This window comes from Halioglobus japonicus (assembly GCF_001983995.1).
Lineage (GTDB): Bacteria > Pseudomonadota > Gammaproteobacteria > Pseudomonadales > Halieaceae > Halioglobus > Halioglobus japonicus.
The window spans coordinates 2,994,925-3,008,368 of the sequence record NZ_CP019450.1; the positions used below are offsets into that span (position 1 = coordinate 2,994,925).

Annotated in this window: 16 protein-coding genes; 7 read left to right on the top strand and 9 right to left on the bottom strand. The window is 57.0% G+C overall.

Annotated elements, in window-relative coordinates; genetic code table 11:
* Window positions 1–16 precede the first annotated feature (16 nt).
* Window positions 17–850, bottom strand: coding sequence for an S-formylglutathione hydrolase (fghA, locus tag BST95_RS14060; protein ID WP_084200227.1), 834 nt, complete (start codon window positions 848–850; stop codon window positions 17–19).
* Window positions 850–1,956 (bottom strand): S-(hydroxymethyl)glutathione dehydrogenase/class III alcohol dehydrogenase, encoded by a 1,107-nt coding sequence (locus BST95_RS14065; protein ID WP_084200228.1) that lies wholly within the window; start codon window positions 1,954–1,956, stop codon window positions 850–852. Before BST95_RS14065 ends, fghA begins: the two co-directional genes overlap by 1 nt.
* Window positions 1,957–2,073: 117 nt before the next feature.
* Here BST95_RS14065 and BST95_RS14070 point away from each other — a divergent pair, with 117 nt between their 5' ends.
* Both BST95_RS14070 and BST95_RS14075 read left to right on the top strand, forming a co-directional pair.
* Window positions 2,074–2,949, top strand: a complete 876-nt coding sequence (locus BST95_RS14070; protein WP_084200229.1) for a LysR family transcriptional regulator — start codon at window positions 2,074–2,076, stop codon at window positions 2,947–2,949.
* A gap of 7 nt (window positions 2,950–2,956) precedes the next feature.
* Window positions 2,957–3,859, top strand: a complete 903-nt coding sequence (locus tag BST95_RS14075) for a DMT family transporter (RefSeq protein ID WP_205737278.1) — start codon at window positions 2,957–2,959, stop codon at window positions 3,857–3,859.
* Here BST95_RS14075 and BST95_RS14080 read toward each other — a convergent pair.
* The 5 genes from BST95_RS14080 to BST95_RS19775 are packed head-to-tail and all read right to left on the bottom strand — an operon-like array spanning window position 3,856 to window position 8,240.
* Window positions 3,856–4,272 carry a nuclear transport factor 2 family protein gene (locus BST95_RS14080; protein ID WP_084201180.1) on the bottom strand — a complete coding sequence of 139 codons (417 nt, stop codon included), beginning with the start codon at window positions 4,270–4,272 and terminating at the stop codon, window positions 3,856–3,858. The two genes, BST95_RS14075 and BST95_RS14080, sit on opposite strands and share 4 nt — an antisense overlap.
* Window positions 4,273–4,279: 7 nt before the next feature.
* Complete coding sequence (locus BST95_RS14085) at window positions 4,280–5,101, bottom strand: SDR family oxidoreductase (protein WP_169843954.1); 822 nt, start codon at window positions 5,099–5,101, stop codon at window positions 4,280–4,282.
* A 10-nt stretch (window positions 5,102–5,111) separates the two neighbouring features.
* Window positions 5,112–5,888 (bottom strand): SDR family oxidoreductase, encoded by a 777-nt coding sequence (locus tag BST95_RS14090; protein ID WP_084200231.1) that lies wholly within the window; start codon window positions 5,886–5,888, stop codon window positions 5,112–5,114.
* Entirely contained in the window at window positions 5,885–7,348 is a 1,464-nt protein-coding gene (locus BST95_RS14095; RefSeq protein WP_084201181.1) for an aldehyde dehydrogenase family protein, read from the bottom strand. The genes BST95_RS14090 and BST95_RS14095 overlap by 4 nt, the downstream gene beginning before the upstream one ends.
* 1 nt (window position 7,349) lies before the next feature.
* Window positions 7,350–8,240: an NAD(P)-dependent oxidoreductase gene (locus BST95_RS19775; RefSeq protein WP_169843955.1), complete on the bottom strand. Its 891-nt coding sequence runs from the start codon at window positions 8,238–8,240 to the stop codon at window positions 7,350–7,352.
* 55 nt (window positions 8,241–8,295) lie between these two features.
* Between BST95_RS19775 and BST95_RS14105 the strand changes: the two genes are divergently transcribed.
* The 3 genes from BST95_RS14105 to BST95_RS14115 are packed head-to-tail and all read left to right on the top strand — an operon-like array spanning window position 8,296 to window position 10,549.
* Window positions 8,296–9,402, top strand: a complete 1,107-nt coding sequence (locus tag BST95_RS14105) for a MarR family winged helix-turn-helix transcriptional regulator (protein WP_169843956.1) — start codon at window positions 8,296–8,298, stop codon at window positions 9,400–9,402.
* Window positions 9,399–9,800, top strand: a complete 402-nt coding sequence (locus tag BST95_RS14110; protein ID WP_084200233.1) for a carboxymuconolactone decarboxylase family protein — start codon at window positions 9,399–9,401, stop codon at window positions 9,798–9,800. Before BST95_RS14105 ends, BST95_RS14110 begins: the two co-directional genes overlap by 4 nt.
* Complete coding sequence (locus BST95_RS14115) at window positions 9,797–10,549, top strand: sterol desaturase family protein (RefSeq protein WP_084200234.1); 753 nt, start codon at window positions 9,797–9,799, stop codon at window positions 10,547–10,549. Before BST95_RS14110 ends, BST95_RS14115 begins: the two co-directional genes overlap by 4 nt.
* A 15-nt stretch (window positions 10,550–10,564) precedes the next feature.
* On the opposite strand, the gene BST95_RS14120 is transcribed toward BST95_RS14115, so the two are convergent.
* Together BST95_RS14120 and BST95_RS14125 are read right to left on the bottom strand one after the other, a co-directional pair.
* The gene (locus BST95_RS14120) at window positions 10,565–11,164 is read right to left on the bottom strand and encodes a 2-hydroxychromene-2-carboxylate isomerase (RefSeq protein ID WP_229801577.1); all 600 of its coding nucleotides are present in this window, start codon (window positions 11,162–11,164) and stop codon (window positions 10,565–10,567) included.
* 23 nt (window positions 11,165–11,187) lie between these two features.
* Window positions 11,188–11,946, bottom strand: a complete 759-nt coding sequence (locus BST95_RS14125) for an SDR family NAD(P)-dependent oxidoreductase (RefSeq protein ID WP_084200235.1) — start codon at window positions 11,944–11,946, stop codon at window positions 11,188–11,190.
* Between the two features lie 116 nt (window positions 11,947–12,062).
* Between BST95_RS14125 and BST95_RS14130 the strand changes: the two genes are divergently transcribed.
* Together BST95_RS14130 and BST95_RS14135 are read left to right on the top strand one after the other, a co-directional pair.
* On the top strand, window positions 12,063–12,518 hold the full coding sequence (locus tag BST95_RS14130; RefSeq protein ID WP_169843957.1) for a winged helix-turn-helix transcriptional regulator: 456 nt from the start codon (window positions 12,063–12,065) through the stop codon (window positions 12,516–12,518).
* 98 nt (window positions 12,519–12,616) lie between these two features.
* Window positions 12,617–13,441, top strand: coding sequence for a crotonase/enoyl-CoA hydratase family protein (locus BST95_RS14135; protein WP_084200237.1), 825 nt, complete (start codon window positions 12,617–12,619; stop codon window positions 13,439–13,441).
* The last annotated feature ends 3 nt before the right edge of the window (window positions 13,442–13,444 follow it).

Consider the following 13,444-nt stretch of genomic DNA (forward strand, 5'->3'; position numbering starts at 1 on the left):
GTGAGCGACGCGCTACTCAGAGGTTTGCCGCGTGAAAGGCCAGGTGTTCGCCGATAAAACTGGCGATAAAATAGTAACTGTGGTCATAGCCGGGCTGCATGCGAATCGTGATCGGGTAGCCCGCCGCTTCGCTCGCGGTGACCAGCAGCTCCGGTTTCAGTTGCTCTACCAGGAAATCATCCGCCTCACCCTGGTCGACCAGAACAGGTAATTGCTCCTGGGCCCTGCCAACCAGATCCGTCGCGTCGTAATCGCGCCAGGTAGAGCGATCATCGCCGAGATATCCCGACAGCGCTTTCTCACCCCAGGGGCAATTGAGCGGCGAGCAAATGGGTGAGAACGCAGACACCGACTGATAGCGCCCAGGGTTTTTAAGGGCAATAGTCAGCGCGCCGTGACCGCCCATGGAATGCCCGGAAATCGCCCTTCGCCCGGAATCCAGAGGCAGCGCGGCCTCCACCAGCGCCGGCAACTCGTCGACCACGTAGTCGTACATACGGTAGTGCGCTGCGTAGGGTGCCTGGGTTGCGTTGACATAGAAACCGGCACCTAATCCGAAGTCATAAGCACCGTCGGGATCATCCGCAACGCCCTCACCACGAGGGCTGGTATCAGGCGCCACGATGGCAATGCCGTGCTCCGCGGCGTAACGCTGTGCGCCCGCCTTGGTCACGAAATTCTCGTCGGTACAGGTCAGACCAGAAAGCCAGTACAACACCGGCACAGGCCCCGCCTCTGCCTGCGGCGGCAGGTAGACGGCGAACACCATCTCACAGCCAAGCGTTCCCGACGGGTGCCGGTAACGGAGCTGACGCCCACCGAAACAGCGGTTCTCTGCAATCTGCTCCATCAGTACTCCACCACCGAGCGGATGCTTTCACCGGAGTGCATCAGGTCAAAAGCTTTGTTGATATCGTCCAATGGCATGGTGTGGGTAATCAGATCATCAATATTGATTCTGCCCTCCATGTACCAGTCGACAATTTTTGGCACGTCGGTACGCCCACGAGCACCGCCAAACGCAGTGCCTTTCCAGGAACGCCCTGTCACCAGTTGGAACGGACGCGTGGAGATTTCCTTGCCAGCGCCGGCAACGCCGACAATGCAACTTTCGCCCCAGCCCTTGTGACAGCACTCCAGCGCCTGACGCATGACATCGACATTGCCAATACACTCAAAGCTGTAATCCACGCCGCCACCGGTGATCTCCACAATGTGGCCTACCACATCGTCTACCTCACTGGGATTGATAAAGTCCGTCATACCAAACTTTGTCGCCAGCTCTACTTTGGAAGGATTGAGATCGATCCCAATAATACGACCGGCACCGACCATCTTCGCGCCCTGAATGACATTCAGACCAATACCGCCGAGGCCGAATACGGCCACCGTCGCGCCTGGTTCCACTTTCATAGTGAAGGCGACGGCGCCGATACCGGTGGTTACACCACAGCCGATATAACAGATCTTGTCGAAGGGAGCGTCTTCGCGGACCTTGGCCACCGCTATTTCGGGCAGTACGGTGTAGTTGGAAAAAGTCGAGCAACCCATGTAGTGCAGAATCGGTTTACCATCCAGGGAGAAACGGCTTGAGCCGTCCGGCATAACACCCTGGCCCTGTGTTTCACGAATGGACTGGCACAGATTGGTTTTGGGGTGCAGACAAAAATTACACGTGCGGCACTCCGGCGTGTACAGAGGAATGACATGATCTCCCGGCTTTACCGACGTAACACCTGGGCCGACATCAACTACAACACCGGCGCCTTCGTGGCCGAGGATAGCGGGGAATGCGCCCTCCGGATCATCACCCGACAGGGTGAACGCATCCGTGTGACAGACGCCGGTGGCCTTGATCTCCACCAGCACCTCGCCCGCCCGGGGCCCCTCCAGGTCTACCTCACAGATTTCCAGCGGTTGGCCTGCACCAAAAGCGACTGCAGCACGTGTTTTCATCTTATCGACCCTCGATTGCTTGATTTGATGACGTTATTAAAATAGTTGCAGTTAGTAAGATAAATAGCCTATCTTGCACCTGACTGTTGCCATACAGAAACAATCAGGACATTCACGTTGTCAGGCCATCGCTGGGAAAGTATAGAAGCCTTTGAGCGCGTTGTGCGCTTTCAGAGCTTTAGCCGCGCAGCCGAGGATCTTGGCGTCTCCCGCTCGCATGTGAGTCGCCAGGTGAGCGCCCTCGAGAACCGCCTGGGGGCCCAGTTACTGCTGCGCACCACCCGTAAGGTGTCGACCACCGAGGTGGGCCAGGCATTCTATTTGCAGTGCCAGGATATCGTCGGCAACCTCGATGAGGCGGAGCGCGCGGTACAGGACCAGCAGGCCAAACCCCGCGGCATCTTACGGGTTACCGTCGCTGGCGCTTTCGGCGAAGACTTTATCGCCCCTGCGGCCATCGCGTTCATGGCCCAGTATCCTGACCTCACTGTGGAGTTGGATTTCAGCAATCGTCTGATCGACCTGATCTCGGAGGGCTACGACATTGCAATCAGGGCCGGTACTCTGAAGGATTCTTCGCTCATTGCACGCCGCATCAGTTCGCGTCGATTGACCACCTGCGCAGCACCGGCCTACCTCGAACGCTATGGTGAACCCTCCAGCGTCGACGCGCTCACTAATCACAATTGCCTGCTGGGCACACTCGATACCTGGCGCTTCCGGGACAACAACCGCCACATCGATCTGCGCGTTGCCGGCAACTGGCGCAGCAACAATGGCCGGGCGCTGCGGCACGCCGCTCTCGCCGGCATGGGCTTGGTGCAACTGCCGTCGTTTTATGTGGATCAGGACATCGCCGCAGGCACGCTACTCAGTGTGCTCGATCACTGCACCCCTACCGACACCGGAGTGTGGGCTGTGTATCCGCACAATCGTCACCTGTCGGCCAAGGTGCGTTTGTTTGTGAGCTTTCTGGCAGACCACCTGGATTGAATGAACCGTGACCGTCGCCGGCGTCAATCCTGCCCTGCCGATCTCAGCCGCCATGCTGGGAATGGCTACGTTTGCTGGCATGGACGCGCTCATGAAAGGACTGTCCATCGAGATGGGTGTGTACAACGCCCTGCTCTGGCGGACAGGCATTGCCGCCTGCCTGGCGCTCTTACTGTTCTCTCTCAAACGCTGCTCGTTGCCGGGCCGGGCTGCGCTGCGGATTCATCTCTGGCGGGGGCTGATTACCTCCGTGATGGCTTACCTGTTTTTCTGGGGGCTCGTGTTTATCCCCCTCGCCGAAGCCATTGCGCTGTCGTTTATTGCGCCATTGATCGCCTTGTACCTAGCCGCATTACTGCTTGGGGAAACCATTAACCGCCAGACAATCATCGCCTCCTTATTGGGACTGGCCGGGGCCATTGTCATCATCCAGGGCAAACTCAGCGGTGACTACAGTCCGGAAGCGGCCAAAGGTGTTGCAGCAATTCTATTGTCCGCCACGCTCTACGCTTACAACCTGATTCTGCAACGCCAGCAGGCGCTTATTGCCAACCCGGTGGAGATCTCCCTGTTCCAGAACGGGACAGTGACGTGCATTTACCTGCTATTCGCACCGTTCCTGGCCGTAGTTCCGCAATTGCATCAATGGCCTGTACTAACGCTCACTGCAGCGCTGGGCGTCGCTTCGCTGATGTGTCTCTCCTGGGCATACGCCCGGGCCGAGGCGAAAGCGCTAATTCCGGTGGAGTACACGGCGTTTATCTGGGCGTCACTGCTGGGCTGGTTTATGTACGGCGAGCGGCTAACGCTGGTAACGATATCGGGCACGACGCTTATCGTCGCCGGCTGCCTGATCGCGGCGCGGTTAAGACCCAATGACGCTGAACATGTGGAGAGTACCGCGGTCTAGATAGCGCCAGGGCGTTGGCCGCCGCACAGGATGTCCGTCACCAGCTCGGTATCCATGTACTCCTTCAACTCGAGCAGGCCATCGTCGCGCCATGTCAGCAGAAAGTGGTAGGCATTGCTGTATTGCTGACCGGACACGTGCATGCCGTCAGACACCGCCTCAACGGCCACCCGATCACCCTCGGCAATCATACCAAGAATATTAAAGGCCAATCCCTCGGGAAAAGCATCCAACGCCCCGGACGCGAACTGGCGAATTTCCTCCTTTCCGCGCGATCCCGAAATCAGGGTTTGTCCCATCGTGACAACCCGACCTTCATCACAATAGGCATTGGCAATCGCCTCACCATCACCCCGATGCATGGCATCGAAGAATTCCAGCGTGCGTTGCTTGTTACGTTCAATGGTAGTCACCGTCACCTCAGCTAATGTTCAGTAAATTATCCCGGGTGCCTGTAAACACTTCGGCACAATAGCCGAAGTCGACAGGCAGGTTTACGCCGCTGACAAACTCCGCCATAGCACTGTTTAGCCACACCAGTGGCTGAGCCATCTCTGCCCCTGAGGCATATCGTCCATTAGCGGGCAGGAACAAATCGATGGCCTCTGTCGGCATCTGGCCTTCCCCCGTGAGCTTGTCCATGAAACCACTGGCCGTTGGCGACGGCGATATCGCATTGATTCTTATCCCCCTACCCGCCAACACAGCCGCCCGCTGCATCGTATACACGATCATGCACTGCTTGGAAAAACCGTAGCCATCTGCACACACTTTGGGGTTGGCTACCATCCATGCTCGCGCCGACTCGAAGTCTGGTTCGAGGGCCAGAAACGCTTTGACGCTGTCCAACTGATTTCTCCACCCCATCCCGGCGGTTGAAGCAATAGAGGCAATCGCGCCGCCCTCGGTCATGCGCGGCAACAACTTCTCTGTCAGGTAGCGCATGCCACAAAAATTAATCAGCACTGTTTCTTCTGCTGAAAATGGTGGACTGGGGACACCTGCGCAATTGAACAGCGCATCCACCCTGTCGGGAAGCTGCTGCAGGCCTGCTTCGATGCTTGCAGCGTCTTGCATATCCATCATGAGCGCTGAGTGAACCGACGTCGTCACTGGCGCTATGTCCAGTGCGTAAACCTCTGCGCCGAGTTCGGAGAGCATGTGCGCCGCGGCCTGCCCCATTCCCGAAGCTGCGCCGGTAATGACGATGCGCTTGCCCTGATATCCCAGTAACGCTGACATCCCTGCCCCCTTAGGTCTGCGGATTTTTGGGTGTGGGGATGTTAGGCCGGATCTCCAACAAGTCCACAGCCACACCACCTGGTAACGCCAACGCATAAGCGACAGCATCGCCGACTTGCCCTGCCTCCATACCCACGTCCATGTAGGTACCTACATGCGACCAGGCCTCTAGACCGGCCACAATGGCATCGACATTCCAACCCTGGGCAAAATTTGTGGCGGCGGCACCAGGTCGAATACAGGTGACACCGATGCCATCAGCCTGAAGCTCTGTCCGCAGATCACGACTGAAACGCTCCACCGCTGCCTTGGTCGCGGCATAGACTGATAGATGGCACATTTCGTCGTAGTGATGGGCAGACGCGGAAGAAATATTCACGATACGTGGCGCCTCGCCCCCTCGCAACAGGGGAATGGCCGCTTGACTGGAGAAAACAACACCGAGGAAGTTGGTGTGCACCTGCATCACCACTTCTTTTTCAACCAGATGCTCGACAGCATTGGGCCTTGCGAGCCCCGCGTTGTTGACCAGACCATCGAGACGCCCGAAATGCTGTTTGATGTCGGCAAACGCAGCGCGCACCGCACCCGGGCTGCTAACGTCAGCCGAAACGCCGATAGCCCGCTCGGCACCGAGCTCGCTGACTGCCGCATCCAGCCCCTGCTGGCTGCGCGATACAAGACCAACCCGGGCACCCTGCGCCACCAGACTCTCTGCTATCGCAAGACCAAAACCCTGAGAACCCCCGGTGACGATATAAACCTTATTTTCTAGTGCATTGCTCATACTGCTATCGCTATTGTCTTTGTTTCCAGATATTCCTCGAAACCTTCACGCCCCATCTCGCGGCCTATGCCGCTTTGTTTGTATCCGCCGAACGGCGCGTCGGGACCGTAGAAATTTCCGCCGTTGACATTAATCGTTCCGGTGCGAATCCGGCGGGCTACTGCCAGTGCACGCTCTTCGTTTCCAGACCAGACGCTGCCGGAGAGGCCGAACTCGGAATCATTGGCGATGCGGATTGCATCCTCTTCATCGTCATAAGCGATGACGCACAATACCGGGCCGAAAATTTCTTCCCGGGCTATGACCATATCGTTGGTGACATCCACAAACACCGTGGGCTCAACGTAATAGCCTTTCTTCAATGTCGGAGGGATACCGCCTCCCAGCAGTACCCGAGCACCTTCCTGTCTGCCGCTTTCGATATAGCTCAACACGCGCTGCCGCTGCCGCTCGTTGATCAGCGGTCCCATAATCTCACTTTCCGAAGAGGGGTCACCGTAGCTGATAAACCCGAAGTAAGTTTGCAAACGCTCTTCAACCTGTTGCTGCCTGTGCCCGGGCACCAGCAGGCGCGTATTAAGTGCACAGCCCTGCCCTGCGTGAAAACAGACCGCCAACGCGCTAAGCAGACTGGTATCAAAATCGGCATCATCGAGAATGATATTGGCGGACTTGCCTCCCAGCTCAAGAAACACCTTTTTAACGGTATCCGAAGCACGCGCCATAATGCGCTTTCCAACTGCCGTCGAACCGGTAAAGGACACCATATCTACTCGTGGGTCCGCGACTAGCATATCTCCTAATTCAGCCGGATCCTGTGCGGTAATAACGTTAAACACCCCGGCGGGAATATCCGTTTGCTCGGCGACGATGCGCCCCAGCATCGTCGCTGACCAGGGTGTATCCGGCGCAGCTTTCAGAACCACGGTGCAACCAGCAGCCAACGCGGGTATGCACTTGGCGAGGTTAATTTGTAGCGGCACATTCCATGGGGATATAGCGGCAACTACGCCGATAGCCTCCTTCTCCACCAGACGCTTGTTTTTGCCTCCCATGATCTCGTTCACACCAAGATCCCGGCTCCAGGGGTAGTCAGGCAAGGACGCCAATGTGTAGTCAATAAACGCAATTGGCAGTTCACATTGTGGCCCCGACTGGCCACAGATACCCAGTGGTGCGCCAGTTTCAGCCGCAATTTGCTGCTTAAGCACATCCATTGACGACACCAGCGCCGCCTTGAGTTGCTGCAAACACTCGTGTCTGAAAGCGTGGTTGGTTGACCAGTCAGACGTATCGAATGCTCGCCGCGCTGCAGCAATGGCCTGCTCCATGTCCTGGGGAGCGGCATCTGCCACCTGCCCCAACACTTCTTCCGTCGCGGGGTTGAGATTCGGATAAGTGGCACCGCCCGTCGCTTCGACAAGCTCGCCGTCAATGAGCAATCGTGCCTCGGCATTCATATCAGCTGCAATCCCCCGCCTGAGCCGGCCGCGAGGCATCACGGGCCAGAAAAACATCTTCAATACGATCGCGCACATATTCGGCCGTGGGCAGCGTGACGCTGTGTGCGGCCGCCGTCGCGATAGCACACTCGAGATCCTTGCTCCCCAGAGCGCCCATCGCTCCAAAGATTTGCTGCATATCCTCATCGCTGGCGGATGCGGCCAGACTGTTTCTAGCGCTGACAAACATATGCATTTGCTCGTTGACCACGCCATTGGACAAACCAACATCACGCAACACATCCACCGACAGTCCGCAGGCCTCTGCCAGCCGTGTAGCCTCAGCCATAGCGACGAATTCAGTGTACTGAATGAAGTTGTTACAGAGTTTCAACGCAATGCCCGCGCCGACGCCACCGGCGTGAACCACTTTTTCTGCGGAACGCATCAGGATCGGATGGCTGCGATCGAGAATGGCATCATCCCCACCAACCATGTAGCACAACGTGCCTGCCTCCGCGCGATGAGCGCCGCCGGTCATCGGCGCGTCAATCAAAAAGATACCGCACGACCACGCGTCATCTGACCACTTGAGCAGTCGCTCCTGGGTCACAGTACTGTGAATGGCGATAACCGTATTGGCCCCCGCATTACTCAAAAGACCAGCATCACCATAGAGCAAGCTCTCTACCTGTGCGTCGTCGCGCACACAGACTCCGATATGTTCACACTGCGACGCCAGCTCGGCGAGTGACTCACAGGCTGTGGCACCCTGCTCGACCAGCGACTGCACGGCCTGCTGATCAACATCAAATACATGCACTGAATAGGCATCGCTAATCAAGCGCGTAGCCACCGGCTTGCCGATATTACCCAGGCCGATGTAGCCGACGTGTGTCTGCAGACTCATGCTGATTCCGCTTGTTGGGAAAATGTTTCCGCAGCATAGAAAAGCGCCTTCCCACATGTCAAGCCTAATTGACTACAGGTCAACCATGATTTACTTTATTTCCATGAGCACAGCGATTAACAGCAACCACCGGTCACTCCTGCGTCACTACCGGGACAACTTTGCCAGGCACATGCTCGCTGTGAGCATTCATCTACAGTCTGAAATCATGAATGCACTGACGGTAAAGCACGGACACAGCCAACTCCGCATCAATTTTGAACCCTATATGAACCTGGCCGGTGAACACGGTGCCCGACTGTCCGACATCGCCACCCGGCTGGGCATCTCACGCCAGGCTGCAAACCAGGCAGTGAATCAAATCGAACGCGCGGGCTATCTGGAACGCACACCCGACCCGCAGGACGGTCGCGCCAAGTTGCTTACGCTCACTGAGGACGGCAAATCAATGACGCGCCAGGGTGCACGCGAGGCAATGCAGCAGCAGTCGCGTTTGGCAGCCATCATTGGCGAGCCGGCCCTCGATGACACCGCAAAAAACCTGGCAACGCTATCGCGCAAACTCGGCCTGTTCGTACCGGACAGTATCGGCACACACAGCCCGCTGGTCAGCCTGCTGCCCAGACTGGCAGACACCATCAGTAACAAACTAATGGAGCTGACAATCGCCTCAGGACACCCGAGGCTCAAACGAAGTTTCGGTCCGGTCCTCATTGCTATCGGCCCGCATGGTGGACGCATCCAGCAAATAGCCGAATACCAGGATGTCAGTAAACAGGCGATCAGCGCCACAGTTGCCGAACTGGTAGCGCTCGGCTATATCCAACGCTGCGCCGACCCGGATGACGCTCGCCAGCTAGTGGTAACTTTCACTAAAAAAGGCCTACAGCTAATTGCCGATTCAATAGCTGCTGTGCAAACACTGAAGACGGAATTTTCCTTACTCATGGGCAAGGCAGCCTTTGTCCAGGTCACGGCTGCGATGGCAGAAATTTATCGAGCCTTCCAGCTCGAGAGCGATGTATTCGGCCAGCCCTACGGCGATCAACTGGACGTCATTATCCGCAATTTAAACCGCGAGCTTGGGCCGGAACGGGCCCGCGAACTGGCCGAGCGCATTCTCGCGACAACGCCTGAAACAATACGGGAGAAATCACCATGAGTGATGAAAAGCGTCGAGCCATCGGCGAAAGCACGATCAGGGATGTGTACGCGGGCGACATCGTCGTGCCCGCAGAAGGCTACCCTTTTACCGACATCATGCTCTCCACGCTGTTTGCGGAGATCTGGACCAGGGATGCCCTGTCGATGCGCGACAAGCGTATTCTCTTGCTCGGCATGATCGCCGCCCAGGGAGAAAAGGAGACCTTCAAGATTCAGACCAAAGCAGGCGTCAAACGCGGCGAACTCACCCCGGAAGACATGCGCGAACTGCATCTGTTCATTGCCCAGTATTGCGGATACCCCAGGGCCGCTGCGATGCTGGGCCCGATGGAAGAAGGTATTTCCGAAGCTCAGCATGACATCAACAACAACGACACCAGCGAGACGCCTTCATGAATCTGACCTATCACTGGGAGGCGGCGCTCACCACCGTAGGCCTGGTTGTGCTGTTCACCTTCCTTGGCCAGAAACTGGCATTCTCCATTCCTGATATTGCCAGAGCGCGGAATGAAGACAGAACCCAGAACAAAAAGAAGTGGCGAGAAAAGGCACAGAAGTACCAGCATCGCGTGCCTACTTCACAGAAAATTGGCCTCGCATTTAACCTGGCCTTTTTCGTACTGATACTCCCGTTCATCGTGACACTGGAGCCTCAGTCGGTGTGGAAAATACTGCTGGATGTTGTTCTGATCTTGATGATTTACGACTTCTTCTACTACCTGATGCACCGCTTTCTCTTTCACGGCCAGGGCTTTCTCAGGCGCGTACACGCCGTTCATCACCAGGCTCGAAGCAGGGTAAGCTCCATCGATTCCTATCTGCTGCATCCGGTAGAAATCTTCATGGGAATCGCACTGTTCTATATCGTGACAACCAGCTATGCACTCGCAACAGGGCAGCCGTTCAACGCTGCTACTATCGTCATCACCACCCTGATCTACACGCAGCTAAACCAGATCAATCACTGCCGAATCGACATTGACAAGCCTCTATGGAGAATGCTCGGCTGGATTGCCATCAGGCACGACGCGCATCATCTGGACATGCACAAGGGCAATTTCGCTACCATCACCCTGCTGTATGACTGGATCTTCGGTACGTTGGAGACGCACCCCCTCGAGCAGAAATCAACGCCCCACCCATAGGATGGGGCACAGCGTTTACTTGTTAAGTTCTTCCTCAACCTGACCAAGACGCTCCTTACCAAAAAACATCTCATCGCCGACGAAGAACGTAGGCACGCCAAAGGCACCGCGATCAGCAGCGGCCTGGGTGTTGGCCTTGAGTGCATCTTTAACGGCATCGGTCTGAATCATCTCCAGCAGCTTGTCTGCGTCCAGCCCAGCGTCGCGCCAAACCTGGGCAACCACCTCGGGATCATCCATCTTCTTGTCCTGTTCCCACATGGCGGTGATCACCGCTTCAATGTATGCCTCTTGCACTCCGAGCTCAGTGGCGGCGACCAGACCGCGCATCACGGTAATGGTGTTCATGGGAAAATGGCTGTTAAACGCAAAGTCATCGAGACCGTGTTTTTCCTGAAAACGCTGGCTCTCCAGCATTTCGTAAGCCATCTTGCCCTTCACGCCACCAAAGGCCACAAACGGCGCCTGATTGTCGGTAAGCTTGAACAGGCCACCCAGCAACACCGGCACGATCTCCATTTCGGCGCCTGTTCGCTCGAGAATACCCGGCAGCACCTTGTGACAGTAGTAGGCATTGGGGCTGGCAAAGTCGAACATGAATTCCAGTTTGGACACAACGTTTCCTCGTTATCGAAAGTTTAAGCGTGATTCCACCAGGCGACATCGCTGTGGGCGCGCAAATCAAGTTCGTGCGTCCAGGCGGAGCGGTGCTGGTGGGCGATATGAAAGTAAGTCTCGGCCATTTCCGAGGGCTGCATCAGGTTGTAGTCAGGAGCATCGCGCAGGGCCTGGAAAGCTTCAGCGCCCAACATCTTGCCGAGCGTATCAGGCGCGTCGACCGCTCCATCGACAAGAATATGCGCCACGTGCACGCCCTGCGAGGCGTACTGGGCGTTCAGTGTCTGGCATAGCATACGCCTGCCACCCATCGCTGCCGCATGGGAATGCTGCCCTGCGTTCCCGCGCACCGCTGCAGTGGCAGAGGTGACCAGAATACTGCCCTTGCACCGTTGAGCCATCAATGGACACAGCACCGACGCCAGGCGGAACAAGCCAAAAGTGCCGAGGCGCCAGCCAAGTTCGAAGGCTTTATAACTGGTTTCCTCGAGCGAGCGATTGCCGATCTGCGCACCCAGGTTATAAAGCGCCACCTCAATGGGCCCATGCTCCGCTTCCACAGCCGCCACGCACTCTTCAATACTGTCTTCCGTCGCCGCATTTAGTAATCGACCGCTCGCTGAGCCACCAGCGGCTTCGATGTCACGCACCATCGCTTGCAAGCCCTCCTCGTCACTGCGACGACACAACACCACATGGTAGCCGGCGGCGGCAAACCGCTTTCCGACATTCCCGCCAATACCGGCTCCCGCACCAATAATCAGACAAACTGGCTTCATGAACACTCCTCCGCTGTGCGCAATATGGTTGCATGATGCAACTTATTCGAGTTGCAAGGTTGCATCATGCAACCGTATTATGCAAGCCACTCCGCGAAGAAACTGTTGGACGGCCTGTGAAATACAAAACCTTCGACCACATGAACTGCTCCCTGGCGCAGACGCTGAATATCATCGGCGAGCGCTGGACACTGCTGATACTGCGCGACTCTTTCTTTGGTTCAAAGCGGTTCGCCCAGTTCGAGCGCAACCTGGGCATATCCAAAAACATTCTCACCGCCCGGCTCAATACGCTGGTGGAGGAAGGCATTCTCACGCGCCGGACTTCTAAAGAAGATGGTCGCACCGACTATGTGCTCACCGAGCAGGGACTGGAGTTACAACCTGTGCTCCTGTCGATGACCCACTGGGGCGACAAGCATCGCCCGCACCCGCGCGGCGAACGCGTGACGTTTGTCGATCGCGAAACCGGCCGACCGATCCAGAAAATGGGCGTCAGAGGTGAAGACGGCCGCCTGCTGGCGCCGCGCGATATCCGCGCCACGGCCGGGCCGGGCCTCGAAACAGACTGACGGGACTTGCTGCTTAAGCGGCCCCGGAGTTAACACTGTAAACATTGGCGATAATCGCTATACTCAATCCAAACATAATCACCTGCCTGGAGTTTTCCATGTCCGAACTTGTCACCATTACCATCGACAACCACGTCGCCGACGTACGCCTGAACCGTCCGGAAAAAATGAACGCCCTGAGTTGGGATATGTTCGACGCAATTACCACAGCGGCCAGGGAACTCGCGGCGAACCGCGAGGTGCGCGCCGTAGTCCTGTCCGGAGAAGGCAAGGGATTTTGTGCGGGCATGGACCTGGAGAACTTCAGCGGCGGTATGGGCAACGACCCGTTCGGCAACGGCCGCGGTGATAGCCATCCAAATTACTACCAGGCGCCCGCCTACCTCTGGAAAGCCATTCCGGCGCCGGTGATCTGTGCAGTGCACGGGGCGGCCTATGGCGGTGGCTTCCAGATTGCACTAGGAGCCGATATCCGCATCGCCCACCCGGGCTCGAAATTCTCACTGATGGAGATCAAATGGGGCATGATCCCGGACATGTCCGCCTCGCAAACCCTGCGCGATCTGGTGCGCGTCGACGTTGCCAAGGAACTGTCTTATACCGGTCGGGTTGTCGGCGGAGAAGAAGCACACTCACTGGGCCTGGTAACTCGCCTGAGTGACACCCCCTATGAAGACGCCATGGCCATGGCGCGCGAAATTGCCGTGAAAAACCCGGATGCCGTTGCCCGCAGCAAATACATGTTCGAAACCACTTGGCGAGACAGCAGCGTAGACGGCCTCGCCGAAGAGCAGCGTCTGCAGACCCCCATACTTGGCCGGCCCAATCAGGTGGAATCAGTCATGGCCGCGCTGGAAGGTCGCGAACCCAGCTTCAGCGACCGCGCCTTTGGCGATTTCTCCGAACTCGCCAAAGAGGCCTGATGC

Bases quoted from the DNA above. Each gene is read 5' to 3' on its own strand.
- fghA (WP_084200227.1), bottom strand. From the start codon at position 850: ATGGAGCAGATTGCAGAGAACCGCTGTTTCGGTGGGCGTCAGCTCCGT.
- BST95_RS14065 (WP_084200228.1), bottom strand. From the start codon at position 1,956: ATGAAAACACGTGCTGCAGTCGCTTTTGGTGCAGGCCAACCGCTGGAA.
- BST95_RS14085 (WP_169843954.1), bottom strand. From the start codon at position 5,101: ATGTCAGCGTTACTGGGATATCAGGGCAAGCGCATCGTCATTACCGGC.
- BST95_RS14090 (WP_084200231.1), bottom strand. From the start codon at position 5,888: ATGAGCAATGCACTAGAAAATAAGGTTTATATCGTCACCGGGGGTTCT.
- BST95_RS14095 (WP_084201181.1), bottom strand. From the start codon at position 7,348: ATGAATGCCGAGGCACGATTGCTCATTGACGGCGAGCTTGTCGAAGCG.
- BST95_RS19775 (WP_169843955.1), bottom strand. From the start codon at position 8,240: ATGAGTCTGCAGACACACGTCGGCTACATCGGCCTGGGTAATATCGGC.
- BST95_RS14105 (WP_169843956.1), top strand. From the start codon at position 8,296: ATGTCAAGCCTAATTGACTACAGGTCAACCATGATTTACTTTATTTCC.
- BST95_RS14110 (WP_084200233.1), top strand. From the start codon at position 9,399: ATGAGTGATGAAAAGCGTCGAGCCATCGGCGAAAGCACGATCAGGGAT.
- BST95_RS14115 (WP_084200234.1), top strand. From the start codon at position 9,797: ATGAATCTGACCTATCACTGGGAGGCGGCGCTCACCACCGTAGGCCTG.
- BST95_RS14125 (WP_084200235.1), bottom strand. From the start codon at position 11,946: ATGAAGCCAGTTTGTCTGATTATTGGTGCGGGAGCCGGTATTGGCGGG.
- BST95_RS14135 (WP_084200237.1), top strand. From the start codon at position 12,617: ATGTCCGAACTTGTCACCATTACCATCGACAACCACGTCGCCGACGTA.